The organism is Pseudomonas sp. Pseusp3, assembly GCF_047304225.1.
Classification (GTDB): domain Bacteria; phylum Pseudomonadota; class Gammaproteobacteria; order Pseudomonadales; family Pseudomonadaceae; genus Aquipseudomonas; species Aquipseudomonas fluorescens_CD.
This window is the reverse complement of the sequence record NZ_JBGLYV010000007.1, coordinates 46,856-71,598: the sequence shown is the minus strand read 5'-3', so window position 1 is coordinate 71,598 and position 24,743 is coordinate 46,856. Positions and strand designations below refer to the sequence as shown.

Sequence of the window (24,743 nt, the reverse complement as noted above, 5' to 3'; positions counted from 1 at the left end):
TAGGAGAGCAGGATGAAATTCAGTGAACAATGGCTGCGTGGCTGGGTTAGCCCGCAGGTAAGTCGCGACGAGCTGGTTGCTCGTCTGTCGATGGCCGGTCTTGAGGTCGATAGCGTTACGCCGGCCGCCGGTGTTTTCAGCGGCGTGGTCGTTGGCGAGGTGTTGAGCACCGAGCAGCACCCGGACGCCGACAAGCTGCGCGTGTGCCAGGTCAGCAACGGTTCGGAAACCTTCCAGGTTGTTTGCGGTGCGCCAAACGTGCGCCCGGGCCTGAAGATTCCTTTCGCCATGATCGGCGCCGAGCTGCCAGGCGACTTCAAGATCAAGAAGGCCAAGCTGCGTGGCGTTGAATCCAACGGCATGCTGTGCTCGCAAACCGAGCTGCAGGTTGGTGAAGGCAATGACGGTCTGATGGAACTGCCGGCCGATGCGCCGGTGGGTGAGGATTTCCGTGTTTACCTGGATCTGGAAGACGCCAGCATCGAGGTCGATCTGACCCCGAACCGTGGTGACTGCCTGTCCCTGGCGGGTCTGGCGCGTGAAGTCGGTGCGCTGTACGCAGCGCCGGTAGTCCGTCCGGTGGTGGCTCCGGTTCCTGCCGCGCACGACGAAGTGCGCTCGGTAGAGGTGCTGGCACCCGCCGCGTGCCCGCGTTACCTGGGTCGTGTGATTCGTAACGTCGACCTGTCCCGGCCTACGCCGCTGTGGATGGTTGAGCGCCTGCGTCGCGCCGAAGTGCGCAGCATCGACGCCGCCGTCGACATCACCAACTACGTGATGCTGGAACTGGGTCAGCCGCTGCACGCTTTCGATCTCGCCGAAATCAACGGTGGCATCCGTGTGCGCATGGCCGAAGAAGGCGAGAAGCTGGTATTGCTCGACGGTCAGGAAGTCAGCCTGCGTAGCGATACGCTGGTGATTGCCGACCATTCCCGCGCTCTGGCGATTGCCGGTGTCATGGGTGGCGAGCACAGCGGTGTGTCCGCGACCACGCGCGATGTATTCCTGGAAAGCGCGTTCTTCGACCAGATCGCCGTCGCTGGCAAGGCCCGTTCCTATGGCCTGCATACCGACGCCTCGCATCGCTACGAGCGTGGCGTGGACTGGAAGCTAGCCCGTGAAGCCATGGAGCGCGCCACTGGCCTGCTGCTGGAAATCACCGGTGGCGAAGCGGGCCCGATTGTCGAAACCGTCAGCGAACAACACTTACCGTCGATCGCGCCGATCACCCTGCGCGCCCAACGCATCACCCAGATGCTGGGCATGGAAATGGATTCGGCCGAAGTCGAGCGTCTGCTCGGTGCTTTGGGCCTGACCATTACTGCCGATGGGGCAGGGCAGTGGCGCGTTGAAGTGCCAAGCTTCCGTTTTGATATCAGCCTGGAAGTCGACCTGATCGAAGAGCTGGCCCGTCTGTACGGTTACAATCGTCTGCCGGTTCGCTACCCGCAAGCCCGTCTGGCGCCACAAGCCAAGGCCGAAGCGCGCAGCGATCTGCCTGAACTGCGCCGCCTGCTGGTGGCCCGTGGTTATCAGGAAGCGATCACCTACAGCTTCATCGATCCGAAACAGTTCGAGCTGTTTAATCCAGGCGCGGAGCCATTGCTGCTCGCCAACCCGATTTCCAACGACATGGCCGCCATGCGTTCGTCCCTGTGGCCGGGTCTGGTCAAGGCGCTTCAGCACAACCTGAACCGTCAGCAGGATCGCGTGCGTCTGTTCGAAAGCGGCCTGCGTTTCGTTGGCCAGCTCGAAGGCCTGAAGCAAGAGCCGATGTTGGCGGGTGTTGTCTGCGGTAGCCGCCTGCCGGAAGGCTGGGCGCAGGGTCGCGATACCGTCGACTTCTTCGACGTCAAGGCCGATGTCGAAGCAGTTCTGGGTTTTGCCGGTGCGCTGGATTCCTTCACTTTCGTACCGGGCAAGCACCCGGCGTTGCACCCGGGTCAAACCGCGCGCATCGAGCGTGAAGGTCGTCTGGTCGGCTTCATTGGCGCTATCCATCCTGAATTGTCGAAAAACCTCGGTCTCGACCGTCCGGTCTTCGTCTTCGAGCTGGTTCTGGCGGAAGTGGCGCTGGGCAAGATGCCTGAATTCCACGAGTTATCGCGCTTTCCTGAAGTGCGTCGTGACCTTGCACTGATTGCACACAAAGACGTCGCAGCCACGGCTGTGCTGGATGTAATCCGTGAAAATGCAGGCGAATGGCTGACAGACCTCAGGCTATTTGACGTGTATCAGGGTAAAGGCATTGATCCTGATAGAAAAAGCCTCGCAGTCGGCTTGACCTGGCAGCATCCATCGCGCACTCTTAATGACGATGAGGTGAATACCGCAACGCAAAACATCCTCACCTCGCTCGAACAAAGGTTGAACGCCACGTTAAGGAAGTGACGTATGGGGGCTCTGACGAAAGCTGAGATGGCGGAACGTCTGTATGAAGAGCTGGGCCTGAACAAACGGGAGGCCAAGGAATTGGTCGAACTGTTTTTTGAAGAAATCAGGCACGCGCTCGAAGACAACGAACAAGTCAAATTGTCCGGTTTCGGCAATTTCGACCTTCGGGACAAACGCCAGCGGCCTGGCCGCAATCCGAAAACGGGGGAAGAAATCCCGATCACGGCTCGCCGTGTGGTCACCTTTCGTCCAGGGCAGAAGTTGAAGGCCCGAGTTGAGGCTTATGCTGGAACCAAGTCATAACGACGAGCTCCCCGTCATCCCGGGCAAACGCTACTTCACCATAGGTGAAGTCAGCGAGCTGTGTGCGGTCAAACCACACGTGCTGCGCTACTGGGAGCAGGAGTTTCCTCAGCTCAACCCTGTCAAACGCCGCGGAAACCGCCGGTATTATCAGCGCCAGGACGTGCTGATGATCCGGCAGATCCGCGCGCTTCTTTACGATCAGGGGTTCACCATCGGCGGCGCACGCTTGCGTTTGTCCGGCGATGAAGCCAAAGACGACACAACCCAATACAAGCAAATGATCCGCCAGATGATCGCCGAGCTCGAAGATGTTCTGGTGGTGCTCAAGAAATAAATTCCTGCTTTTAAATACTTCCAGTTTTCAAAAGCTTGCGATATATTCTTAAGCGTTCCTCGAGATGAGGGACAGGTTTCACGCCTAGTCGGGGCGTAGCGCAGTCCGGTAGCGCACTAGCATGGGGTGCTAGGGGTCGAGTGTTCGAATCACTCCGTCCCGACCATATTTTTCAATGACTTGGCCCAATCTGAAAAGGTTGGGCTTTTTCATGTCTACAAAATTACTCCCACATTTACTCCCACGGAAATCATGGATCTTGGTAGCGCTGCCATCTGAGAGGCGTATTTGTGTTCGAGTCTCGTCCGCTGCGCCATATTTGCTTCCACTAAGGCCCTCTGAACGCCTGGATGCCACGGAAATAGCGGTCTTTAGCCGCTTTTTTCGTTTTCTGGATTCCATTGGAATCTATCTCCAGTCACGGTTTTTAAGTACACATTTACATGCCGCAAATCGGGCGACCTTCAACGGATTTTCTGAGCGCGCAGCGGGTATCTGCTGATTGGCAACCTGAAGTCAGGCTATGCGATCAAGGTCGGACAGGATAGATTTGAGGAGACCAAGGAATGAAGCGCTGCGGCATGACTCCTTCGATCATTGATCAGGTCAAGAAGAGCTTTGAGAAAGCCAAAGTGAGGAACAACGGTGAGTGCTACTAATGCGATCAACAGGATCGACAAAATCGCAGCTGAATCAGGTAGGCGAGATATTTCTCCGTGGGGGGGTGCTTGACGCCTGAGACAATCACTCGACTACTAGCCTCTATGAACGCCGGCAGCCTTTTAGTGGTCTGCGGCGCTGGGCTTTCCATGGATCCTCCTAATAGTCTGCCGTCAGCTAGAGAGGTGGCAAAGTGCTGCTTCGACAAATACCGTCTTGATTTGGATGCAAATTGGGACGTCTCAGACGCGGAAATCCATCCTACGCCGGTCGGCGTTCTACGTGTTGTTGCCACTGCACGAAGGACTAGGGTGTGCTAATCGAGACTTCTGTGCTGCCCGAACGTAGAGCAAACGGCCCTTGGAGCGATCTAGCGCTCCATACCATCGGCTGGCGCGCGTTTCAGGATCTATGCTCGCAGGTATGCGAGGTCGTGCTCGGTCGGCCCGTGGAAATCTTCCGCGAAGCTCAAGACGGCGGTCAGGACGCGGTCTTCCTCATTTCTGCAGAAAACGACGCCCTGTTGATCGGAACCGTGCAATGCAAGCATACGTCCGATGCCGCAAAGGCGTTGAAGCTCAGTGACCTCACCGCCGAGATCGCTCATGTCGAGGAACTGGTCAAAGCCGGCCAAGCAGAAACCTACGTCTTCATGACGAACATGAGCGTAGATGCGCCCATCGCAGCCGCAATGCGTGCCAAACTCCGCGCGCTTGGCGTGCGAAAGCCGCACATTCTCGGTCGCCAGTATATCGTCCGTGTTATCAGGAGCAGCGCGCGCCTCCGGGCCCTCGTTCCGCAGGTCTACGGCCTAGGCGACCTCACCTCGATCGTAGATGAGCGGCTCAGCGAGCAGAGCCGGGCATTGCTTGACAGCTGGATTCCAAAGCTTCGCACCTATGTGCCTACCCAGGCTCATCGCGATGCGGTCAACGCGATCTCTGAGCACGGCGTGGTGCTGCTACTCGGTAATCCTTCTAGCGGTAAATCGGCGATTGGCGCCATCGTGTCGACCATAGCGTCGGAAAATCCAGACAACACCGTACTTGCTCTGACCAGCCCACGCGACTTTGAGGCCGGTTGGAATCCTAATGATCCGGGGCGCTTCTTCTGGATCGACGATGCCTTCGGTTCCAATGTGCTACGCGACGACTATGTGCAAGACTGGACGTCTGCCTTCTCCAAGCTGCGGGCCGCGATCAAGCATGGCAATCGATTTCTTCTAACTTCCCGAAAACATATCTATGAAGCGGCGCGGCGCCGGCTCGGGCAGCGCAACCTTGCCCAATTCGTAGACGGCAGCGCCGTGGTGGATGTTGGCGAGTTGACGTACGAAGAGAAGACGCAGATTCTCTATAATCATGTAAATTTTGGTGAGCAGAGCCAGAGCTGGCGATCGAGCATAAAACCGCATCTAGCCGCTGTCGCTGCGGTTCGCGATTTTCTCCCTGGGATCGCCGAACGTCTCGGCGACCCAAACTTCACCAAGGGCCTAGCGCCCCGCGAAAGCTCACTCGTACGCTTTATGGAGGAGCCGACAGAGCATCTGATTGATACCGTCAACGCCTTAGATGATCAGCTGCAGGCCGCGCTCATCCTCGTGTATGTCCATCAGGCCGGATTCGATCCTAGCGATCATGACGCTTCGGCCGCACAGGCGGTCGCTGAGCTGACTGGGTACACTCTCACTAAGATTCAGGATTGTTTCGCTGAGCTGAAAGGCTCGTTCCTGAAGCTTTCCGGATCAAAATGGACCTTCGCCCATCCGACGATCTCCGACGCCCTAACGGAGATTCTGCGCCAGAAGCCCCATATGATGGCGGCGCTCATACGAGGCGCGACTATCGACACCATTCTTAGCAGCTTCACGTGCGAGGGTTCTCCGCTCATTCGAGATGCGCTTGTCATCCAGACAACGCTCGATGACGCTCTGGTCGCACGACTTGGCCGCACGCCCGACGAATTACACCGCAATTGGATGCTGTTCCACTTCCTTTCCTATCGTTCGAGCGAGGCCGTGTTCGTCAAAGCCGTCGAGCAATTTCCCAATCTACTTCGACGGCCATGCTGGCAATCTGATCTCACTAGCAACGATCCCCAGATCGCAACCTATGCACGTGCTTATCACCTCAGCGTCTTGCCTAACGATCTTCGCTCTGAGGTAGCCGGCAGGCTGGAATCAGCCGTGCTCAATGGTCTCGACGTCTCCTTCTTCGACGAGCCACAGATGCTAGCGGTTATACCGCCGCTAAGGCTTATCGGTGTGGGCTTGGCGCTGCGGACAACTGTGCTGCCTTCGCTCGAAGAGAGGATCGATGAGATCGCCGCCGACGCTGACTTGGACGAAGAGCCTGACAACCACTTTAAAAAGCTTCTCGGCGTGCTTGATCGCATTGAGACGACTGGTGTCGACGCGGACGCCACGGCTTTGATCGACAATGCGCGCGATCACGTGAAACGCTCAGTCGAGGCGCTTGAAGAGCGCAAGCGCCAGCATGATGAAGGCTCCGAAGACGAAGCGGATTGGACGCACATCGTGACGCAAAAGAAGGAGGAAGCTCCGCCTTCCACCCCCGTCGTGACAAAGCGCTCGGTGTTCGACGATGTCGACAGATAATCGTCGAGACATCAAGCAATCGCACTCCGACGCGTCGGACACATCCTTCTCCGATAGCGCGGAAGCAAGGCGTCCCCTGCGGGGCGCGGCCGCCGCTCAAGCCGGCTTCGACTATCAGCTCGACGTCTCGATCCTCGCAGCCCTGCAACTCCTCCTCATTTCCAAAGCGGCTACGCGCCTGGTGCTGGAACCGGCAAACGAGGAAGATCTGGAGGCAGATCTGGAGTCCAACGTGCCAGGACGCGTACAACCCAGTGCGATTGTCTCTGGCGGATATAAGCTTGTCATCCAGATCAAAATGGACAACGGCGAGCCCTGGTCGGTTGAGGATTTCGAGGGTCTGCTCAAGCACGGCTCCGACAAAAAAGGTGGGCGCCGAAAAGCACTGCATCATCTCGACGATCCGAGCACCCGCTATCTGCTCGTGACCAATGCCGACGTCAAGGGGGTCGCGCGTAACCTGCTGGTCGAAGGCTTCGAAGAGGTATCCGACAAGGCAAGCTTCCCTCCGAGCCTTCATGCCACACTGAAAGCTTCGCCCGAAGGCCGCGTCGCGATCTGGGGCAAGCTTACCGAAAAGCAGCTCGCATCAGATATCCGGGAACTGATGTCGGACCTGCTGCATGTCCCGAAGGTCGAGCAGCAAAATCTGATCGCAAAGCTGCGTCTCGAAGCCAAGCGGAGGACCCGAGGCAGCACGCCCGGTCTATGGACGAGCGACGATCTTCTCGCGACGGTAAGGACGCACGGCGGGTTCCTGGCCAGCTCTGCCAGCCTCGAGCATTTCGTGGCGCCTGCTAACTTCGATGAGATGCTCAGAATCCTAAACGACAAGAATGCAGTCGTGATTATGGGCCCTTCAGGTACGGGCAAGACGCAAGCGGCGCTCAAGCTATGCGATATCGCGCGACGGCGCGATGGTGCGCTGGAAGTCGTTACCATCGGCGCGGACGATTCGCCGACCAACGTGCGTAAGGTCGTTAACAACGGATCGACACTCTTCTATGTCGATGATCCGTGGGGCCAATTTAGCCTACGCGGGGGCAGCGAAGCATGGACCGAGCAGCTGCCGCGCCTGCTCGCCAAGGCCACGCCGGATCACCAGTTCGTCATCACGTCCCGCAGCGACATGATGCAGAGCGCCAAAGTCGGGGTGAGTCTCAATACGTGGTCGGTCGAGTTGGATGCCGGCCAGTATCGGGATGGTCAACTCCGCGACATTCATGACAATCGCATGGATCAGTTACCGGCCGCTCTGCAAACCAAGGCGTACGCGTTTCGCAATGAGGTGCTAGACAAGCTTGGGACGCCGCTCGAGATAGAGCTGTATTTCGCCCACATGCAAACCGGCCCCGATGCCGGGGAAGAAGACCATATCTTCTTTCACCGGCTGCTCGAGTTGGCGCAGCGCGATGCAGTGGAAGGTGTCGTCGTCAGAGCTCTATCATCCATCGACACTTGCGGAACCTCAGCCATCGTTTGGGTGCTGCTGGCGGCGCGCGGCCAGTTCGACCGCGCCCGACTTCACGCTCTTCAACGCGCCCTACGTGGACTTGATCGAGCGCTAGGCGATGGCTTGGATCGCCTCGTAGACCGTATGGTCGCGGCCCGCCATCTGCGGCAGCCGGCCCGCACGATCGCCTTCGCTCATCCGAGCGTCCGCCAAGGCTTTGAGGCCTTCGCAAGGGGCTGCTGGGGGCAGAGCGAGTTTGCGATCGAGACCCTGATCTCCGCGCTCGTTCAGCTGCCGTCAACGCATCGCGGCTGGGGCATGGAAACGGCAGCCCGAGTTTATGAAGTTGCTCGCACGTTCGCTGGCCGACAGGACGTTGACCAAGCCTTCGCAATTGACTCCGACAGCCAGGAAGCGATCGATGCCTGGCTGGACGAAAGCCTCATGGCCCCCGACTCCAAGTTCGCACCATTGCTGGAGCTGGCGTCCGAGGTAGGTAGCGATGCCTCGATACCAAGCCGCGTGGCGCGATGGCTGTTGAAAGGTACACAGCGGGGGGCTTCCTTCTTCACCCATAACTGGCAGCCGCCGGTCTTTGACGATGCCTGGTACGACACTGTGTCCGCGAGCCCCATCGCGGCCAAAGTCGCCGCCCGATTTATTCGTGAGGAGCTTGGCTTCGACCGAGGGGACTACGGAGCAGACTTCGCCAAGCGGCTCGATCGCTTCGCACCCAACCTGAGCGCCGCCTATCTCGACGCCGCGCACGAGATGGTCGGCCACGGCTTCGAGCTTAACGCCAACGCCGTCGCGGCTGGCGCCGTACGCGATCTAGCAGGGTTCGAGAGGATAGTGCAGGCTGCGTTGGACGACCTCGCGAGCATCCACTGTCAACACGCTAAGAGTGGCCTAGAGGAATGGCGTGCAATTGAGGATGGCGAACGGGACCATGCCGCTGAAGAGGCCGCGCAGTCGAACCATGAAGGCGACGGTTACACATCCGGCGTCTTCATCGACGCCTACATCCGCCAGCTTCGTGTAGAGGGTCGCTGGCTGCTCCTTGCCAACCATCCGCGCGTATCGGAGTTGGTCCGTGCCTGGGCACAGGCGCTCTTAACCTCCCCCGGACCGGTGGGTGAAGGCGAGCTTCGAGCCATTCTCGTAGCGGGCAAGGGTATGGATGAGGAGCCATATGTCTGGGCGGCAGCGCGAGAGCACTGGCGCACAGCGCTGGAGCCTACGCTTACGGCGCGGATCAGCTCAGTCCCCTCTGAGGTGGATCTGTGTGACGAGCTTGCGCTCACAGCTTTGAAAGTCGCACCAAAATCCCTGGTCGCCGCATTCCAGGTGAATAGTGGACGGCCTGATCGACAAGTCACCCTGCTAACTGCCATGCAGCGCGCCCGCCGGCAACTCGGGAAAGACAGCCACGCGGCCACACTAAGTCTGATTACAGGCGCACTTCCAAGGGAACTAAAGGAAATCTACAAAGCGCTCCCGACCAGGAAGCGGAAAGCTCGCAAGGTCAACGGTCAGACGCTCTTATTCCTGACGGCTTGTGCCTCGCAACTCGATGCGGATGCGCTCGACCTTGTCGTGCCGGTCATCATCGAAAGCAGTGGCGATGCCTCGCCAGCGATCATCCAGTGGCTGACCCTTGCCAGCCGTACAGAACATGCCGTCAGTGCGACCGAGGCGGCGATTGCGATTGGCGATACCGTCCTTGTTGAGGCTGCGCTTTGCCACCAGCGCGCCGATGCGCGCCGTACGGCGCTGTTTCATCTCGCGCCGACATTCCCGGACCCCTTGCCGCCTAGAATCCTCGCAATGGCATCCGATCCTGGAAGCCGCGTTCGCCGCGCCCTAGTCGCCCTGCTTGCAGAACGGCCGCACCCGGATCACCTCAAAACGCTGTTGTTTCTGATACATGACACTTGGTCGAGCGCCGAACCGCACTACGATGAGCCCGAGAGCTTTGATATTGCGCAAGAGGCGGTCGTTGCCCTTGCAGTGAACGGTCCCTTATCCGATACAATCGGGAATACTCTGCTCGATCTTGCCGCCACAACGGTCGACCGCGCGCTTAGCCGAAATGCCCTGATCGTCGCAGCGAATTGCTGCAGCGCGAGAATCCAACAGAAAATATCGAACCTCGTCAATATTCCGGAAGCCCGTTGGATACGCCTCGACGCCATTGATGCCCTGGCCGACGCCGATTCTGTAGACCCTAGCATTGTCGCGCATCTGACATCCGCGTTTCTGCTGAGTACGCCGCCAATTCTTGCCGCGTCAGCGGCTCAACTCATCGGCGCCCATGCTTCCGAGGAAACTGCCCTTAAACTCTTTGAGCGGGTCGCCAACTCGAACAAGCGACGCGCTCTGCTGCTGGTTGGCGCCAACGCTATGGCCAGGCGTGATCGTACGACTGCCGATCGAATCCTCGATCTGCTTGAACCGGATCATCCCGGACGTCAATTGTTGAAGGCTTCCGAACCTCTTTCAGCCTCTATTCTCGACGATCTCGGCAAAGTCCAGTTGAGAGAAGCCGTCCGAAAGTGGCTTGGAGATCGCATTGTCGTACCTTGACCAGCGCAGGGAACGGGCAAGCACAAGCCCGCTAGCTGACCGCTCACCTGAAGTTTGAATCGCCCCGGGTTTCGTAGACACCTTCATAAGCGGGCTTGTGTGTCAGCAAGTCCAATTGCTGAGGATTACGCACGAGGAAGTAGCCAGCTTGGTTTCATCCCCAGTCTCCGAATCGCTCAGCGCCGCCGCTCATTCGCGTTGAGCATATGGCAGGGTTTGCATACAGCTTGGAGTATTGCAGTCTGATGAGCCTCATCGATGAGCTGCAAAGCAGCGTGTCCTGGCGGAAGAGAGAATGGCTCTTTGTCCAGCCAGTCGAAGCGAGAAAATATCTCCTCGACCTGGGAGAGGCTGAGCGTTTGAATAATCTGAGTGACCATAATGTTGAACTCGGGAAGAACGTGGTCAACTTCCGTTGACGGGTGGTTCCCGCACCGTTCGCATATTGGATGCATCGCCCTATAGCTCGAAATTATGGGGTGCGCAGCATCCCGGAGTGCGCGATCCAACCAGGCCATTTCGTCTCGAGGTTCAATGCATTGCGTCCATGAGACCCCATGCCAGCCATGGTCTGGAAAGTAGCCTTGGAAGTCGTAAGCCGCTCCGGGCCGGTGTAGTTTTCGAAAGAGACTTGGGCGAAGGCTTTGCGCCGCGCAGTGGTAATGCTTCTGGAGTATGAGGTCGGCAATGAGGGCGGACTCAAATTCCTGTCCGAAATCAACTGCCGCGATTTCCTCCCGAATCGCCTCCTTCAGCCGGGTTTTCGTCATTCCTCGAAAGAACTCTTTGCCTCGACCCATTTTTGATTTCCTGGAGTTACATCGTCAGGTCAACCATGTGGTTTCATTTTTTTCACGGGAGGGATCAGCTTCGGCCTCTGAGTCTGGAGATGCTCAATCTCCCGGCCCAGTGGATTCTCCCAGTTCTAGACAGGTGCCGCTGTATCGGTTGGAACCCCATTCACTGACGCTTTCACACCCGTTCTCGGATTTCCTTCCAGATAGATTGTGTTCAATAGCTGCCTATCCGAAACGCTCGAAAATTTCTGCATCAGGTGTCGGGCTAAACTGTCGCTTGCGGTCGTAAGGATCAAGTTCATGTTTGGCATTGATGTCGCGGCGAGCCTGAAAATATCCAGCATGGCCACTCGGTTCAGGTCATCCAGGTGAGCGATCGGTTCATCCAACAGGAAACTGCCACCGGTACTTTTTGCCCTGGCAAGGTATAGCGATAGCGCCAGGTCTTGCCGCTGTCCTTGGCTCAATTTTTCTTGAGCTTCCAACGGTGTGTCGTGACCCTCAGCGAGTACCATCCAGTTCAAATCGTCCCCAGAAACGCTCAGCTTGTGATACACCTCGTTTGCGTGCATCCGAGAGAACAGTTCAGTCGCCGGGCCCAGGAGCGGGGATAGGCTAGAAACGGTCGCGTCACGAACATGATTGCTGTACAGGCCGATCGCGCTGTCTGCCGCTGTTATGTGGCTTTGGCCCGCCTTGAGCTTTTCTGTCACCGCCTGTTTTTCTTTCAGAAGCTTCATCAGTTTTTCAGAGTCTTCATCGACACTCAGGAAAATTTTGCATTCGCTAATCTCAATCTCATAGCCTTTCGCCCTCGCGAGTTCTTCGTCCACGCGCGTTTGTGTGGCGGAGTGCAATTCCACGGAGATTGGGAGACCACTGTTGACTTCGTTCCACTGGCTTTGGAAACGATTCACTATTTGAGAAGCCGCCGCGATCCTGGCATTTACCTGGTGAGATTCTTGGGTTTTGGCTTGAATGTTTTGGAGCTTCTCGTTCACGGAGCGGGTTAGAATCGGCTGCTCTGCATTATCTGACCTAAGCTGTTGCTCAAAATGCTGGGTGTAATCGATCAGCGCCTTTCTCGCAGCGGATACCCCATCTCTCGCGTTGGCAGGGGATGGCAACTTGAAGAACTCATCAACCTTTGGCATGGTTTCAGCGATTATTTTTGTGTCGATCGTGATTTTGATGCGGGTGAGTAGGTGTTCAAAACTGCTGACGTCAGAACCTGAAAACTCAGCTTTGTTCATGGTAGCTAGATAGCTTGTTTTTTCGTCAAATGACTTCAATTTATCGTTTGCAGACTTAAGCTGGCCAGAGTAATTCTCAGCTGCAGATTGCTGTTGGCTAGCGGTTTGTAATGACAAGTCGCAGAGCTTCTCGGTCGCCTGAGCAATATCTAGTTTTTCTTTTGCAGCCTGCAGCTCTGGTGTCGTAGCAGCGTAAGTGAGACGCTGGCGCAATGCGTCAGCTGATTTCCAGTCATGGCTGCATAGGGGGCAATGGCCGCTCGTAAGGGAATTCACCGCTTCATGTCCGAGCGATCTCAGGCGTTCTATCACGTTCGATAAAGCGTCGAATTCGGCTTGAGCTTTAATTCTCGCTTGCTTCGCCTCATCTGCTGATTTTGATATCTGAACGAAATTCGCTGGGGGTAAGACAGGGCTGCGCAGCAGATCTTCTTTACGTTGTAGGAGATCCAGCAGGGTGTTCTTGTTGCTGATCAAGTATTCAAGGGCATTCTGCCATCGCGTTTGCCGGTCTGCATCCCAGCCATGTTCAACGAAGCTTTGCTGCAGATGATCGAAGGAAATATCGGGTTGAGGGAACTGCTGGATGAAGACGGGATTCGCAATGATGGCGTCCCAGCGATCGAGAATCTCAGTATTTTTTCGTGCCCAGTCAATACTGATTTTTGCTTGGCCCATTCGTGTATTGAGGGCAGCGAGCTGCTCAGCTAGCTGGCGGTGCTCATTGTTCAATTTCGTGGTGGTCTCGGTAAGCTCTCTGAGCAAGTCCCGGTTGATTCCGAGCTGCTGAAGACCTGATTCGTATTCTGCCCATCCCTCCAGTAACAAACTCAGTATGTTCTTCTGGTGCTTAGCAGTCTGCAGCAGCCCGGCCACCTTCATTTGAATAATTTTGAAATCGTTTAGAAGATTTCCCGTTAACTGAGTGCCTGGAAAACCTGCTAGCACCTCGTTCAGCTTGATAGACACTTGGTCGTGCCCGTGTTGGCTTTCAGAAAGCCTTGCTTCAAGTGCATTAATTTCGGTCGAAAGCCCCTGCAGTTTTGTCTCCAGACCTTGAGTTTTGGGTAGCTCAGTCCGGTATTCCTTCAGATTGCTAAGTGTGCTCGCAAGGTGGCCCAACCCCAATATGTCCGCAAATATCTGCTGTCGGAGCGCCGACTCGCTGTTATCTACCAGAAGGGCCAGGGAGTTTGCGTATAGCCATCTGCAGTTGCGTAGCCAGTCACGGCGGGCTTTGGTCGTGGCTTGGGCGCTACCACCCGAAATGGAGCCGGGGGTGAGCATCTCCAGCAGATTAGCGTCTTTGATGGGTTTCTTTTTGCGATCGCCCTGTTTTTTGATCCAAGCTTTACCCTTTAGCCGTTCTAATTGATACGGTTCGCCGTTGATCTCGCATTCAGCGCTTACCAATGTGTCGCCAGATCCCCAATGGCAAGAAAAATCAGTGGTAGTTGGAAGATCGTTCACTTTATTCGTTAGCAACCATTCCAACGCATAGCATATGGTGCTTTTACCGGTGCCGTTGGCTGCGTGAATGATCGTCAGCGGTGCGCTCAGTGGGATTCGTAGAACATCTCGCACGCCTCGAAAATTCTGGATCTCTACCGAAATGAATTTAATAGGTAAGTTATTCATTCAAATCCCACTTCTTTCCATGATTGCGAGCGAGTTCCTTTCCTTTTGACGTTGATAGGGTTGCCAGCAGGTCAGCCATCTCTTCATTTTCAGGCACGAATTGCGGGTAGTCAGCCTGTTCATACGGCCCTGCCAATCCAAGCGGGGTGATACGTTGGCACCGTTGCCAGCCTTCGGCGTCCTGGTACACGACGTGCTTCCTGACGAACCTCGTATCTTTCTCGACGTCAGTAATGAATTGCTTGAGCTCTTCATTCGATTGCGCCAGCGCTAAAACCAGGTAGCCATCCACGACGGAACCCTTTTTTTCCAGCCGCAGGAGTCCGGCGTCGAGAAACGCTTCAGCATGCTTCGTTTCTCTCCAGGCTTCCTCTGCGGTAGCGCCGTCGATGTGTACAAGCAGCACTGATGCAAAAGTAGTCGACCAATATTTCACTTGAGTCGTAGGGGGAGGGCCCGGCCAGTGAGGGTCGCCTGTAAACTCCAAAACACCCTTCTCGGGGGAAGTGAAGCCGGCCTGGGTTGCTCGCTCATCCAAGAGCGTAATCAGGTCACTGAGCATCTAGTGTTTTCCTGCGATTAGATATGTCGTCCATAAAATCTTCAGCAGGAATGGCCTTTGCCTTGTCGTACATCGACTCGATCCCGTCGAGAGCGAAGAAGTACACCTTATTCACCATTGCAACATCGGTGATGGAGTCTTTTCTGTGCGGTGGGTCTGAAATGTCGAAGCGCTCTCGACTGGTTTCCTCATCGTCGGTAGATTCGCCAGGCTTTGTATCCTCAACACGACCAATTCCGTTCGCGAACACAACGAGTTGTGGATGGTTTGCAGTACCTCTGGCCCATCGATAGAGATCGTTAGCCATATCCCTCACGCCGAAATCGTCATTTGCCCACGCAAGCACGTTGTACTCACCTTCTGCGTTGCTGAATTGGAGGTGGCCTTTCGTGCCTGGTTCTGTGATCCAGACAGCGTCTTTGTGAGACTTGAGGTAGCTCAGTGCTTTCACCGCTCTCATCACATATTTTCCTGAGGAGGCCATTTCGTCTAACGTAAAATCGTTATCTGGCTTCACTCCGTACCTGGTCTGATATGTAAAGTCCTGCGAGTCTTTAATGCTTCCTGCTTGCACAAGTGTGTTAAGCCGCTTGAGTTCTTCCTTTACCACATCAAGATAATAGGCGTCGGGTGGATGACGGTCGAAGAGTTCGTGGAACTCGAGTGCAGCTGGTTCCAAGTCATCTTGGACTACACCACCTTGCAGTCTAAGGCCCTTCACACGCTCCAGAGACCCATTAGCATCCCATGTCAGTGTGAGCATCATTCCACCACTGGTGCTTCTGCGCATGACACGGCTTGGAGGCTGTATTCCAGGTAGGCTTGAGCGGGTACTTTGCGCTCGGTCTGCGGCTGGAAATATCCCGGTTGCGCTGTGAATTTTCATCGAACAATTTTGCAGCTGCCCGCTGTTGGCGGCCGCAACCACAACCGAAGAGGTCAACCGTCTTGCGTAGTAGTCCGGCAGAGATTTCGCGATACCCTTGAGGTCTGTGATGTGCTGAGAAGTCAAGATTAGATTGTGCCGGCGTTGCCGATCATCAGCTTGGCTCGCGATGATTCTCCGCAGTTGAGAGTTTTTATTCTGGAGTGAATTAGTGAAATCATTTCCCAAGGTAGGCCAGACGATAAGATCCTTGAAAGCAAGCCTCAGAGAAATGTTACCTCGATCAAAGTCAGGGTTATTGGGTTCATTTTCCACCAGAACATAGCAGTTGATTAGCCCTTCAGCAGGGTCGGTTACCCAGCACCATCCCGCCCTGAATTTTTGAGCGGGTGCCGGCTTCCAAGAAGGGTCAATGGAGGACATTCCATCGGTCGCTGTCCAGCCGATCAGCATAGCCCCGGTGACCTCTCCGCATCCGACTACTAATACGAGAGGATTTGGGTAGGCTTCTACAAGCGCATTTATATCACTCCATTGTCCAGGAGCAGCGCCTGCAGAACCTGCCGCGAGCACTACGGGGCGGTTACCAAAACTTTGCTCGAACATCCCCACTTCTGGAGCAAGCATGGCCTGTAGAAAAGGAATTAAATCCTTACCTTGGATAAGTCCAATATTGAGTTGATCGCCCTCACGCAGCTCCCGATCAATGTATTCTGTACGGATCTTTTTTAGGTAAGGCTCGTCAGCCCCTGAAAGTGCCCCACCTTGAGATACTAGGTAGTCGCGAATGCTTTCGATGATCGCAGTACTGTCCGATTCGAGTTGGAAGTAGGTACGTTTTACTATTGAGTGTTTAGCCACCAGGCTTGAAAGGCTGTCTTTTTTCAACACCCTAGTCTGCAAATGAGGTATCCACTGCCAGACGATATTGCATAGCTGGGGTTTTGTTAGGTTTTTGAGCAAAGGGTGTTTTTTTAGAGTTTCTGATTTAGTACGCACGGTGCCGCATTTCGTCTGAAAAGTCGCACGCAAATCATCGAAGCGCGCTTGACCTGTTCCTTGCATAAATTCAAAAAGCTTGGCGCTGACACCGTCTGCTACTGCTACGTAATATCTAAAGGCAGTTCCTGGCGTAGAGGAGATTTGTGGTCTGATGTGAGCGTATAGAAAGAATTTACAGATCTCATAAATAAGCGCATCGAGCTCAAGAGTTTTCTTCAAGCGCTTACACTGAATTACTCCAACGGGACTGCCTTCGTTGAACAAGATGACGTCTCGTCCTTGGTCGGCCCCGTCATTCAAGCGACTGACGGTGTCGTACCAGTCCTCAGAGTCAGCTTGCAGCTCTGCGCGAAAGACATCTGCGACCAAAAGCTCAAAATGAGCATCTCCCATTCGTTCGAAAGGTAGTTGGCCAGAATCGAGGGCGAAGAGCTCGGGAGCTTGAGTTCTATCCTCTCGAACCTCTGCTTCGTCCTCTGGAGTGATGAATGACACTGCGTCTTCAGCCAATTTTTGCTCCTAGCATTGAGAGACTGACATTGTGCGGAAAGCGTACTTTCTTGGCGGACGAGAGGCCTGAGGACTATTTCGCGAAGCGCGGAGCCTAGGATCCATCCGTGGTTAGAAAAGGCGCGTAGCTCCGAAGCGCTCCGAGAACGGAGCGGGGCAATGCCAAGCTGCCATCATCATAAGCCGTGCGGGGATGAGTAGCTAGAATGTCCAGACGAAGAGGGCGTGGCCGACATTGCTACGCTTCAATTGGCGACGTTCGGACTTTACCGTAGCAGGACTTATCTTCCACTACCCACTGCGTATCGCTTTCTAGTGCTAGCCGACCCGAGGTGGTGATCGAGTGACGTTAGGTACTGCTCGACAAGCATCGGAAATGTTGAACAGTAAGGTTTCGGGGGAGGGCGCTGTTAGCAAGGCACGCTTTCTGTAAGCGAACGGCAAACATGCCTGTCGAAATTCAGAGGCTAATCACAGCCGCTCTCCGGGTTGGACAAGTGTTCAAGGTGAATGGCAGCAGTGTCGGTTTCGCTACAGCCAGGGGCATGAGCGGTTGCGGTGCTTGACGACTCGGGGGATGTGAGAGTTCGACAGCAGGTACAGTTGTGGCTAAAGGATCGAATTGAAAAAAGTATGAGGCCACAAAGACCGTTATTGATCGTGATAGGACTGAGTGGAGTGGACAAGGCTGGCAAGTACTAGCGATACAGAATGTCGTAGGGATCCAATAGGCTGCTATGGAAATTTAAGCATTGACGATTTTAAGAAAAGGATTGTCGGCAGGCACAATGTTGAACAACAACGCCGGAGTCTCGAGCAAATAGCCTTTAAGATTTGCTTTCTTCCGAGGACCTTCGACCTGACAGATCCATATGTTCAAGCCATCGTCACGTTTTCTGTGGGCCTTCAGTTTCTCAAACTGCTTCTGCACCCAACGCCATTCTTCGATCTCTTGACAGGCGCCCTGAGAGATTCCAGGAAACTCCTGCGCATAGCGTTGAAAGAGGCCAGGTGTTACCAGAAATACGCTGCCACCCACCGTGTGGATTTTCGCTTTGCTGTCATTGATGATCAGCTTGTGGCTCTGGATGCCTTCCCTAACCCAATTCAGGAAAACCTGACCAGGGTTATTCACAGGAGGGTTTGAGATTTTGAGAGCAATTGCGGACGGTGCATCACAGGCCTCAGGCTTCACTACCTCGAACATATCCAGCAACGATCCTAAGTAGTCCGCATCTTCCATAGTCATTGGATCGGGCTGCGATTGGCTTTGAGTTGACCTTGTACTGACTGCCTTCGGCGGTGGTGATACCGGAGCGTCAGTCGGGTGGTCATCGACTGCCACGCTCACCGTTCCGCTGAAAGCTTCTGGGCGGTCTTCGTTCCCCCAGATCAACGCCGGTTGAAAGCGCAAAAACGTAAAGCTCTGCTGCCAGTCCCCCTGCGCGACAAGAGCGGTCCAGATGGCTTTGCCTTCTGAAGTCGACTCGGCCAGCCCATGCGACTGCAGTTCGTCGAACACGGCAATGTTGGACGAGGGAATGCCCTCAATCGATTGCGACAGCAGATAGGCTCGCAGTTTGTCCGTGACCGTCTTGCTGACCAGCCACAGTGTGTCTTGAGTCAACCAACCCGCGGCACCCGGCTGGTTGAGTTTCAGCTCGTGCTGAACCAGATGACGCAGTCCGCTGATCAAGTGATGTTGCAGCGAATGAATCGGCGCTTGTAGCGCCTTGCTTGGGTTGCCGCCAATGTTCTGTGCGGTGGAGACTCGGTCGGCCTGAATGACCAACTCGCCGAGTACGCCGGCACGTTCGTACTGACCGGCCAGGACATACAGCAAGCTGGCCCACAGCAACGGAAATCCACTGAGCCAGTCCAGGATCGGGCGGTCGAGAATCTGGGTATAGAGCAAGCCGGCGGCGGCACCGTGCAGGTGGTAGTCACGACCTTTGAGGTAACGAAAACGGTAGGGCTGATCCAGGGGACCCTGCCAAGGATGCCAAAGCCGGCCATCCTGGCGTTCAACCAGCAGGTCCACGGCGATCTTGCCGATGTCATGCAGCAGGGCGCCATAGGCGATGCCTGCGGACCAAGCGTCGGTCTGGGCAGCCTGGTCTTCGGGCGCGGCGCCAGTGGGAAGCAGATACGACTGACGCAGTTTCAAACTGCACGCGACCAGTTCCAGCCCATGATCGAGCATGCCGCCGAGATACGCATGGTGGTGCGTCTCGCTGGCTGGGAGTTGCTGGACCTGTTCGGCGTAGCGATGGATCGGATTTAAATAGAGCTGGGTGAATTGGGCGTGGGAGAGGGCGGTGTACTGCCAGATGCGATCGAGTAACTGGCGGCGGTGCTCCGTTGCTAACAAGCTGTGGGCCGACTCGATGGGCAGGTAACCGTCGGCGACGTTCACGGTCGGCGGCGGAGGGGGCTTCTGCCTTTTGGGGCGAAACAGGCTGAGCATCGTGACCTCCGGGAGGTGCTTGGGTCAGTGGCCTTTTAGCCTTTTCGGATAGAGCTCTTACCCTTGAGTCCCCATTCCCTTCCAACCCTTACTCACCCTTTTGGCTCGTGTCCCTTTGTACCGCAATCGGAATATGGATACTGTTAGACATCGTTTTGTTGGGGGGCTGGTACTGCAAAGAAAAGAGTCGGTACACTGCGGTGCATATTTTTTGGGTCTTGCTATGAACCTCACTGACGCCACGCTCGTGTTGCTGCTCGCGGCACGTATCCATGGGACCGACGAAGCCGTCAGGGCCTCGGCGAAGAGCGTGGTGAAGAAGTTGCCGCGCAGTAAACGCGATCTGATCTACAAAGTGATCGACAGCCGAAGTCCACTTGAGCTGGTGGATTTTCTGGCGCAGAACCTGGATACGGAATGACATGCTGCAGGGCTACCCATCTGTTGCTCTTCGCGTCAGAGTCTCGCAGTGCGGGGCTTTTTTCTGAGCGCAGAAAAAAGGGCCCAACTCGAGTTGGGCCCTGTGAAGCGATTGCAGCGGTGAGGTCACAAGTAAGCTCTATCGTTCCTGCGTAGTGCATCATCCAAGACCGCTTGCTTCAGTTGCTGCTCCAGGTTGAGTACATACTCCGAGGCGGTTCGAGCGTGGCCACTGGCACGAAAGATTGCGCGCTTGTCAGCCTTGAGCAGGCTGAGCCAGGAGTCGATGTAGCCTTCGTGCCGCAGCTCTCCCTGTATACCGGTGTTGGCACATAAAAACGCAGCGCCCATTTCGGCGATCAACTCCTCAAACGCGTAGCTTGGCGAGCCGAACGGACAGGCTGACGTCACGCCTTCACGCTGCAACCGAGCGTGATGCCCGGTCCAGTGCGTCAGCTCGTGAAGTGCGGTGGCGTAGTACCCACCTTCATCATGGAATTGCGCTTTTGTCGGCAGTTGGATGAGATCCCTGATCGGGTGGTAAAAGGCGTCGTCGGCAGATCGATGAACGATGTTCGCACCCGAACGCAATAGCAGATTTTCCGCGGCGCTGTTGGGCTGGAAGGGATCACTCGGTTCCGTCTTGAGCAGGGTTTCATTGAGCGCTTCGAGCCCCTCCGTTTGCTCGATATTGAACAGAAAATGCGTCCTGAGAATGCCGAAGTGAGTGACCTTGGGTTGACCGTTATCATCGAGTACGGGTTGGCCAGACTCGGTCTGCTCCTCGCGCTCCATCGGCTTGTAGAGCACAGCCAGAGTACTGTGCTCACCCTTACGGATGTGCCCACCGGCCTTTTTGGCTTGATTGAAGGTCAGCCAACCATCTTGAGTGAATCCCTGCAATCTGGCCTCGGCCCAGAGCAACGGTAAATTAATCCCTGAATAGGGACGCCGCGTGATGGCGTTAATGGGGTAGGGGTGATGATGACCGACGTGAGCTGAGCCACTTGAGGACCAAGGTTTGATCCAGGGGGCAACGCCTTGGTCTAACGCAGTAACGATCTTATCAGTCACGTCTTGGTAGATATCGCGCATGGCATTTTCCTCGACAAAAACGGAGGAACGCCTTGCCCGTCGGGAAGGGTTCCCCGGTTGGGTGATGGGTGAATTGATGCAGGACTTGCATACCATCTGAGTGTGGATCTGGGGGCCGAGTACGGTCGTATGCGTTTAGCGCTGATGCTCTCCCACGAGAGCGATTAGCAAGGCGTCAGGCTGCTCTGGCTCATGGAGCAGGCGGAGGCTCAGCTGCAGCAACGGATCATGGTGGGGATGACCCGTTGATGCGATGTGGGCTACCTCGAACACCACATAAGGCTCATGTGGAGAGGCCCGGTGCGCCTCGAAGGCTGCGCGCAATACGTTACTCAGCCGATCGACCTGCAGCTTCTCAGGATGAACGGAGTGCTTGAGCAGTACTGCGTGTTGCCAAGCACCAGGCGTGAACACAATGGGCAACCGAAGAGTGTTCAGTGCATCCGGTGTAAGTGAGTCGGACATGGTGTACCTCCGTTGAAAGCGCGAAGAAACCTGTCCCGTGCGGGAAAGAATTTCCCGGCAGTGGGTTGAAGAAAAACAAGAAGGTTTGCTTGGCGAGCAGCGCTCGAAAGGCGCTCTGGAGAGCAGTAGCCGTTCATCACCGTAGAAACGGTCACCGTGCGAGCCACCGAACGCTAATCGCACTTGGGGAGAACCACCACGGAAGTGACGTAGCCTTGAAGGCTCTGGCTACCTGGGCAGGTGCTGTCGATAACAGCGATCCGTACTCATATTTAGCTTAGGGGGTTATGCGGATCAACCACTTCAGAGGAGCTATTTCACGAAAGTTGTCTACTCGTTTCCAGAGTGGATTTTCCAGGCGAGTGAACTGATAGACGGTCAAGTGTGAAATTGCTTTTGACCTGAACAGGAGTAGGTCACTACGGGGGACCATTTGAATCTGAAGTATCGCTGGTTTTGCTGGTTGAACCTTGAAATGAAGTACCCAATCACTCTACTTTTTTCCAAAAATCGACACGGCTGTTTTCGGGGCAGCAATCTGTTTCGCTGTTATCCAATGAAGTGCTGCGTCGCTACATGGGCGCAGGCCAAAAGCGAAGGATCTGCCGTGGATGCCAGCATCATCAAAGCGGATGCGAGTCGGCAGCGCGGTGTACCGGGAGATGAACAGATTAACTGGAGCGATCCGGCCCTGAGCTCCCGGGCTGTGCATGAGTACCTTGAGGCACTGGATGAGGAGGCCCTGACCGAAATGCTACCGAAGCGCCTATCGCGGACAGATCCTCAAGCCCGCGGGACCGCCACTCCGGACGGCCCAGTATTTCGCCTACTCTACGAACTACCTGATCGATACCGAGCACAGTGTCATCGTGGATGTGGAACCCACACCGGCTCATCGAACGGCTGAGTCGAAAGTACCAATACCATGGTTGAGCGTGTCGAAGAGTCATTCGATATTAAGCCAGAGCACCTCGTCGGCGACGCCACCTATGGTACGGCGTCGATGGAAAAAAGCGTCGAGCAGCATGTACTGGTGTGGGACAAAACGGAGCGCAACAACGGCAGTCTCTCGAGCAATAACTTCCACTGGAATGAAGAGGCTGAGGAATACCGCTGCCCAACTGGCAATGCTTTGTGCAGCACATGGCGAGCCTTCAAAAAACTGCGTTCGCACGTCACCAAAGCCAACACCATCTCTTACGATCCAGGCAATGCGCTCTGGCCATGCGGTTGCAGTGCGGCGTTGTGCTACGGCATTGATAGCCACGCAGTGCTGTCCGGCAGGGGAGCCTGCGTGGAGGGCTGCGCGAAGTAAGGGGGTTGCAGGCGTCGCCAATGCTTCAGCTAGAGAGGGCGGGTATGCTCGCTTTGGCCGACCCGTTTAATCTCAAATTTATGCGGCGCTGCCCATTCCTTGCACCAGCATGATCTCGGCGATGATCGGCACCGGCGTCATCAGGTGAGTGCGCATCATAGTGCTGGCCCGTTGCGCATCGCGCGCCAGAATAGCTTCAACCAACGCGGCATGTTCCTTGCGCTTCAACGCTAGTGCTTCTTCGGAGAAGACCGTCCGGGTCAGCCAAAGGTGGCGGTAGCGTTCGGCCTGGTCAAACAAATAACCGCGCGCCTGTAACAGGTATTTTGAGCCACAACCGGCGGCGATGGCCGTGTGGAAGGCCTTGTGCCGTTCGTCCCAGACATCCAAGACCTGCTCTCGGGTTTTCACGTCCATGACTTTGGACAGGGTGTGGGACTGGGCCAGGATCTGCGCCTCCCAAGCGTCGTCACCGCGCTCGATAGCCAAGCCTACGATCATCGCTTCGAGGTTGGCGCGGGCATCGTAGATGTCCTGCATTTCCTGCAACGACATGGGCGCGACCCGGTAGCCCTTCTGGCTGATCACCACTACCAGATGCTCGGCCACCAATTGCGAAAGCGCCTCTCGCAGCGGGCCGACACCCAGGTCATAACGCTCCTTGAGCCCGCTCATGAGGAGCTTCTCACCGGGCTTGAAGACACCACGAATGATGTCCTGTTTGAGCCGCTCATACCCGCTAAATGCAGAGTTCTGCTTGGGGGCGAGGCTATCCAAAGGTACTGCTCCTGATATCGACAAGGTCCAATCATACCTAAACATCTGTCATACGAAAAATATAAGACGGAATGTGATTTTGTCGATCAACAATAAAAACGTAGACATTATTTATTTATGGCGATATTTTTGCTCTGCGCCTGATCCAGATCAATGCTGGAGGGGCTAATCCCTACCTTCTGCCCAGGAACTGCCATGAACGCCTTTACTCAGATTCAGGACCTTGTGATGCCACTCCCATCGGAAACTAAGGGCTTCATCCTTACCCCTTCCAGCCAGTCGCCGCGCCTGCTTGAGCTGAAATTCGCCAAGGAAACCGTCGACGCATTCGTCAAGGCGGTGGCTGAATGGCCGGTCCAGGCTCTGGAGTACAAGTCGTTCCTGCGTTTCCGGGTCGGGCAGATCCTTGACGAGCTGTGCGAAGGCACCTTGCGCCCGGTGTTGGTCAACACCATTCTGGACCGCGCCACGGGCGGCATGCTGATCACGCCTGAAGGTTTGAATGACGTGACCCAAGCCGATGACATGGTCAAGTTCTCCTCCGCCGTCGCCCACCTGATCGGTCGGTCCAACTTCGATGCCATGAGCGGACAGTTCTACGCGCGCTTCGCAGTGGTCAACACCGACAATTCCGACAGTTACCTGCGCCAGCCACACCGGGTCATGGAACTGCACAACGACGGCACCTTCGTTCAGGAACGTACCGACTACGTGCTGATGATGAAGATCGACGAGCAGAACATGGAAGGCGGCAACACCCTGCTGCTGCACCTGGACGACTGGGAGGACCTCAACCACTACTACACGCACCCGCTGGCCCGCCGTGAAATGCGCTTCACCGCGCCACCGAGCAAGAACGTGCGTGAAGACGTGTTCCACGCGGTGTTCGACAACGACGCCGAAGGCCGCCCGACCATGCGCTACATCGACCAGTTTGTGCAGCCCAAGGACTTCGAGGAAGGCATCTGGCTGACCGCCATGAGCGAATCCCTGGAAGGCAGCCAGAAGAAGGTTTCGATACCGGTGCCGGTCGGCAGCTTCGTGCTGGTCAACAACATGTTCTGGCTGCACGGCCGTGACCGCTTTACTGCCCACCCGGGCCTGCGTCGTGAGTTGATGCGCCAGCGCGGATACATCAGCTACCAGAAGACCATGTACCAACGCGGCCAATAAGGTTTGCCAAGCGCTGAAATGACGAGGGCCACC

Annotated in this window: 15 protein-coding genes, 1 tRNA gene and 1 pseudogene; 9 read left to right on the top strand and 8 right to left on the bottom strand. The window is 55.8% G+C overall.

The window, feature by feature from the left end; genetic code table 11:
• The first annotated feature begins 12 nt into the window (after nucleotides 1–12).
• From pheT to ACCD00_RS04310, 6 genes are all read left to right on the top strand, one after another.
• Nucleotides 13–2,391, top strand: coding sequence for a phenylalanine--tRNA ligase subunit beta (gene pheT / locus ACCD00_RS04335; protein ID WP_413422204.1), 2,379 nt, complete (start codon nucleotides 13–15; stop codon nucleotides 2,389–2,391).
• A gap of 3 nt (nucleotides 2,392–2,394) precedes the next feature.
• The gene (gene ihfA, locus ACCD00_RS04330; RefSeq protein ID WP_002553164.1) at nucleotides 2,395–2,697 is read left to right on the top strand and encodes an integration host factor subunit alpha; all 303 of its coding nucleotides are present in this window, start codon (nucleotides 2,395–2,397) and stop codon (nucleotides 2,695–2,697) included.
• Nucleotides 2,678–3,034 (top strand): MerR family transcriptional regulator, encoded by a 357-nt coding sequence (locus ACCD00_RS04325; protein WP_003179985.1) that lies wholly within the window; start codon nucleotides 2,678–2,680, stop codon nucleotides 3,032–3,034. The genes ihfA and ACCD00_RS04325 overlap by 20 nt, the downstream gene beginning before the upstream one ends.
• An 89-nt stretch (nucleotides 3,035–3,123) precedes the next feature.
• Nucleotides 3,124–3,200 (top strand) — tRNA-Pro (locus ACCD00_RS04320).
• An 807-nt stretch (nucleotides 3,201–4,007) separates the two neighbouring features.
• Nucleotides 4,008–6,311 (top strand): hypothetical protein, encoded by a 2,304-nt coding sequence (locus tag ACCD00_RS04315; protein WP_413422202.1) that lies wholly within the window; start codon nucleotides 4,008–4,010, stop codon nucleotides 6,309–6,311.
• Nucleotides 6,298–10,350 carry a hypothetical protein gene (locus ACCD00_RS04310; RefSeq protein ID WP_413422200.1) on the top strand — a complete coding sequence of 1,351 codons (4,053 nt, stop codon included), beginning with the start codon at nucleotides 6,298–6,300 and terminating at the stop codon, nucleotides 10,348–10,350. The genes ACCD00_RS04315 and ACCD00_RS04310 overlap by 14 nt, the downstream gene beginning before the upstream one ends.
• Before the next feature lie 176 nt (nucleotides 10,351–10,526).
• On the opposite strand, the gene ACCD00_RS04305 is transcribed toward ACCD00_RS04310, so the two are convergent.
• The 5 genes from ACCD00_RS04305 to mobH all read right to left on the bottom strand — a co-directional run bounded on the left by ACCD00_RS04305 (nucleotide 10,527) and on the right by mobH (nucleotide 19,465).
• Entirely contained in the window at nucleotides 10,527–11,150 is a 624-nt protein-coding gene (locus ACCD00_RS04305; protein ID WP_253397488.1) for a hypothetical protein, read from the bottom strand.
• 125 nt (nucleotides 11,151–11,275) lie between these two features.
• Nucleotides 11,276–14,038: an AAA family ATPase gene (locus ACCD00_RS04300; protein ID WP_413422198.1), complete on the bottom strand. Its 2,763-nt coding sequence runs from the start codon at nucleotides 14,036–14,038 to the stop codon at nucleotides 11,276–11,278.
• Nucleotides 14,031–14,600, bottom strand: a complete 570-nt coding sequence (locus ACCD00_RS04295) for a hypothetical protein (protein ID WP_413422196.1) — start codon at nucleotides 14,598–14,600, stop codon at nucleotides 14,031–14,033. Before ACCD00_RS04295 ends, ACCD00_RS04300 begins: the two co-directional genes overlap by 8 nt.
• A complete protein-coding gene (locus ACCD00_RS04290) occupies nucleotides 14,590–16,998 on the bottom strand; it encodes an ABC-three component system protein (protein ID WP_413422194.1) in 2,409 nt (802 codons plus the stop codon). The genes ACCD00_RS04295 and ACCD00_RS04290 overlap by 11 nt, the downstream gene beginning before the upstream one ends.
• Before the next feature lie 745 nt (nucleotides 16,999–17,743).
• Nucleotides 17,744–19,465, bottom strand: a complete 1,722-nt coding sequence (gene mobH, locus ACCD00_RS04285; RefSeq protein ID WP_413422192.1) for a MobH family relaxase — start codon at nucleotides 19,463–19,465, stop codon at nucleotides 17,744–17,746.
• Nucleotides 19,466–19,688: 223 nt separating this feature from the next.
• Here mobH and ACCD00_RS04280 point away from each other — a divergent pair, with 223 nt between their 5' ends.
• Entirely contained in the window at nucleotides 19,689–19,886 is a 198-nt protein-coding gene (locus tag ACCD00_RS04280) for a hypothetical protein (RefSeq protein ID WP_032803416.1), read from the top strand.
• A 125-nt stretch (nucleotides 19,887–20,011) separates the two neighbouring features.
• On the opposite strand, the gene ACCD00_RS04275 is transcribed toward ACCD00_RS04280, so the two are convergent.
• Together ACCD00_RS04275 and ACCD00_RS04270 are read right to left on the bottom strand one after the other, a co-directional pair.
• Complete coding sequence (locus ACCD00_RS04275) at nucleotides 20,012–20,980, bottom strand: ArdC family protein (RefSeq protein ID WP_413422190.1); 969 nt, start codon at nucleotides 20,978–20,980, stop codon at nucleotides 20,012–20,014.
• 135 nt (nucleotides 20,981–21,115) lie between these two features.
• On the bottom strand, nucleotides 21,116–21,445 hold the full coding sequence (locus ACCD00_RS04270) for a hypothetical protein (RefSeq protein WP_413422189.1): 330 nt from the start codon (nucleotides 21,443–21,445) through the stop codon (nucleotides 21,116–21,118).
• A gap of 430 nt (nucleotides 21,446–21,875) precedes the next feature.
• Between ACCD00_RS04270 and ACCD00_RS04265 the strand changes: the two are divergent.
• Nucleotides 21,876–22,646 (top strand): annotated as a pseudogene (locus tag ACCD00_RS04265) (IS5/IS1182 family transposase); the annotation flags it as partial.
• A gap of 192 nt (nucleotides 22,647–22,838) precedes the next feature.
• Here the strand turns inward: ACCD00_RS04265 and csiR are convergent.
• Nucleotides 22,839–23,537, bottom strand: a complete 699-nt coding sequence (gene csiR, locus ACCD00_RS04260) for a DNA-binding transcriptional regulator CsiR (protein WP_413422187.1) — start codon at nucleotides 23,535–23,537, stop codon at nucleotides 22,839–22,841.
• A gap of 195 nt (nucleotides 23,538–23,732) precedes the next feature.
• On the opposite strand from csiR, the gene glaH reads away from it, so the two are divergent.
• Complete coding sequence (gene glaH, locus ACCD00_RS04255; protein WP_413422185.1) at nucleotides 23,733–24,710, top strand: glutarate dioxygenase GlaH; 978 nt, start codon at nucleotides 23,733–23,735, stop codon at nucleotides 24,708–24,710.
• Nucleotides 24,711–24,743: the final 33 nt, after the last annotated feature.

What these genes read in the sequence shown, in the direction of transcription:
- pheT (WP_413422204.1), top strand. Translation starts at nt 13, where the DNA reads ATGAAATTCAGTGAACAATGGCTGCGTGGCTGGGTTAGCCCGCAGGTA.
- ihfA (WP_002553164.1), top strand. Translation starts at nt 2,395, where the DNA reads ATGGGGGCTCTGACGAAAGCTGAGATGGCGGAACGTCTGTATGAAGAG.
- ACCD00_RS04325 (WP_003179985.1), top strand. Translation starts at nt 2,678, where the DNA reads ATGCTGGAACCAAGTCATAACGACGAGCTCCCCGTCATCCCGGGCAAA.
- ACCD00_RS04310 (WP_413422200.1), top strand. Translation starts at nt 6,298, where the DNA reads ATGTCGACAGATAATCGTCGAGACATCAAGCAATCGCACTCCGACGCG.
- ACCD00_RS04305 (WP_253397488.1), bottom strand. Translation starts at nt 11,150, where the DNA reads ATGGGTCGAGGCAAAGAGTTCTTTCGAGGAATGACGAAAACCCGGCTG.
- ACCD00_RS04300 (WP_413422198.1), bottom strand. Translation starts at nt 14,038, where the DNA reads ATGAATAACTTACCTATTAAATTCATTTCGGTAGAGATCCAGAATTTT.
- ACCD00_RS04295 (WP_413422196.1), bottom strand. Translation starts at nt 14,600, where the DNA reads ATGCTCAGTGACCTGATTACGCTCTTGGATGAGCGAGCAACCCAGGCC.
- mobH (WP_413422192.1), bottom strand. Translation starts at nt 19,465, where the DNA reads ATGCTCAGCCTGTTTCGCCCCAAAAGGCAGAAGCCCCCTCCGCCGCCG.
- ACCD00_RS04280 (WP_032803416.1), top strand. Translation starts at nt 19,689, where the DNA reads ATGAACCTCACTGACGCCACGCTCGTGTTGCTGCTCGCGGCACGTATC.
- ACCD00_RS04275 (WP_413422190.1), bottom strand. Translation starts at nt 20,980, where the DNA reads ATGCGCGATATCTACCAAGACGTGACTGATAAGATCGTTACTGCGTTA.
- ACCD00_RS04270 (WP_413422189.1), bottom strand. Translation starts at nt 21,445, where the DNA reads ATGTCCGACTCACTTACACCGGATGCACTGAACACTCTTCGGTTGCCC.
- glaH (WP_413422185.1), top strand. Translation starts at nt 23,733, where the DNA reads ATGAACGCCTTTACTCAGATTCAGGACCTTGTGATGCCACTCCCATCG.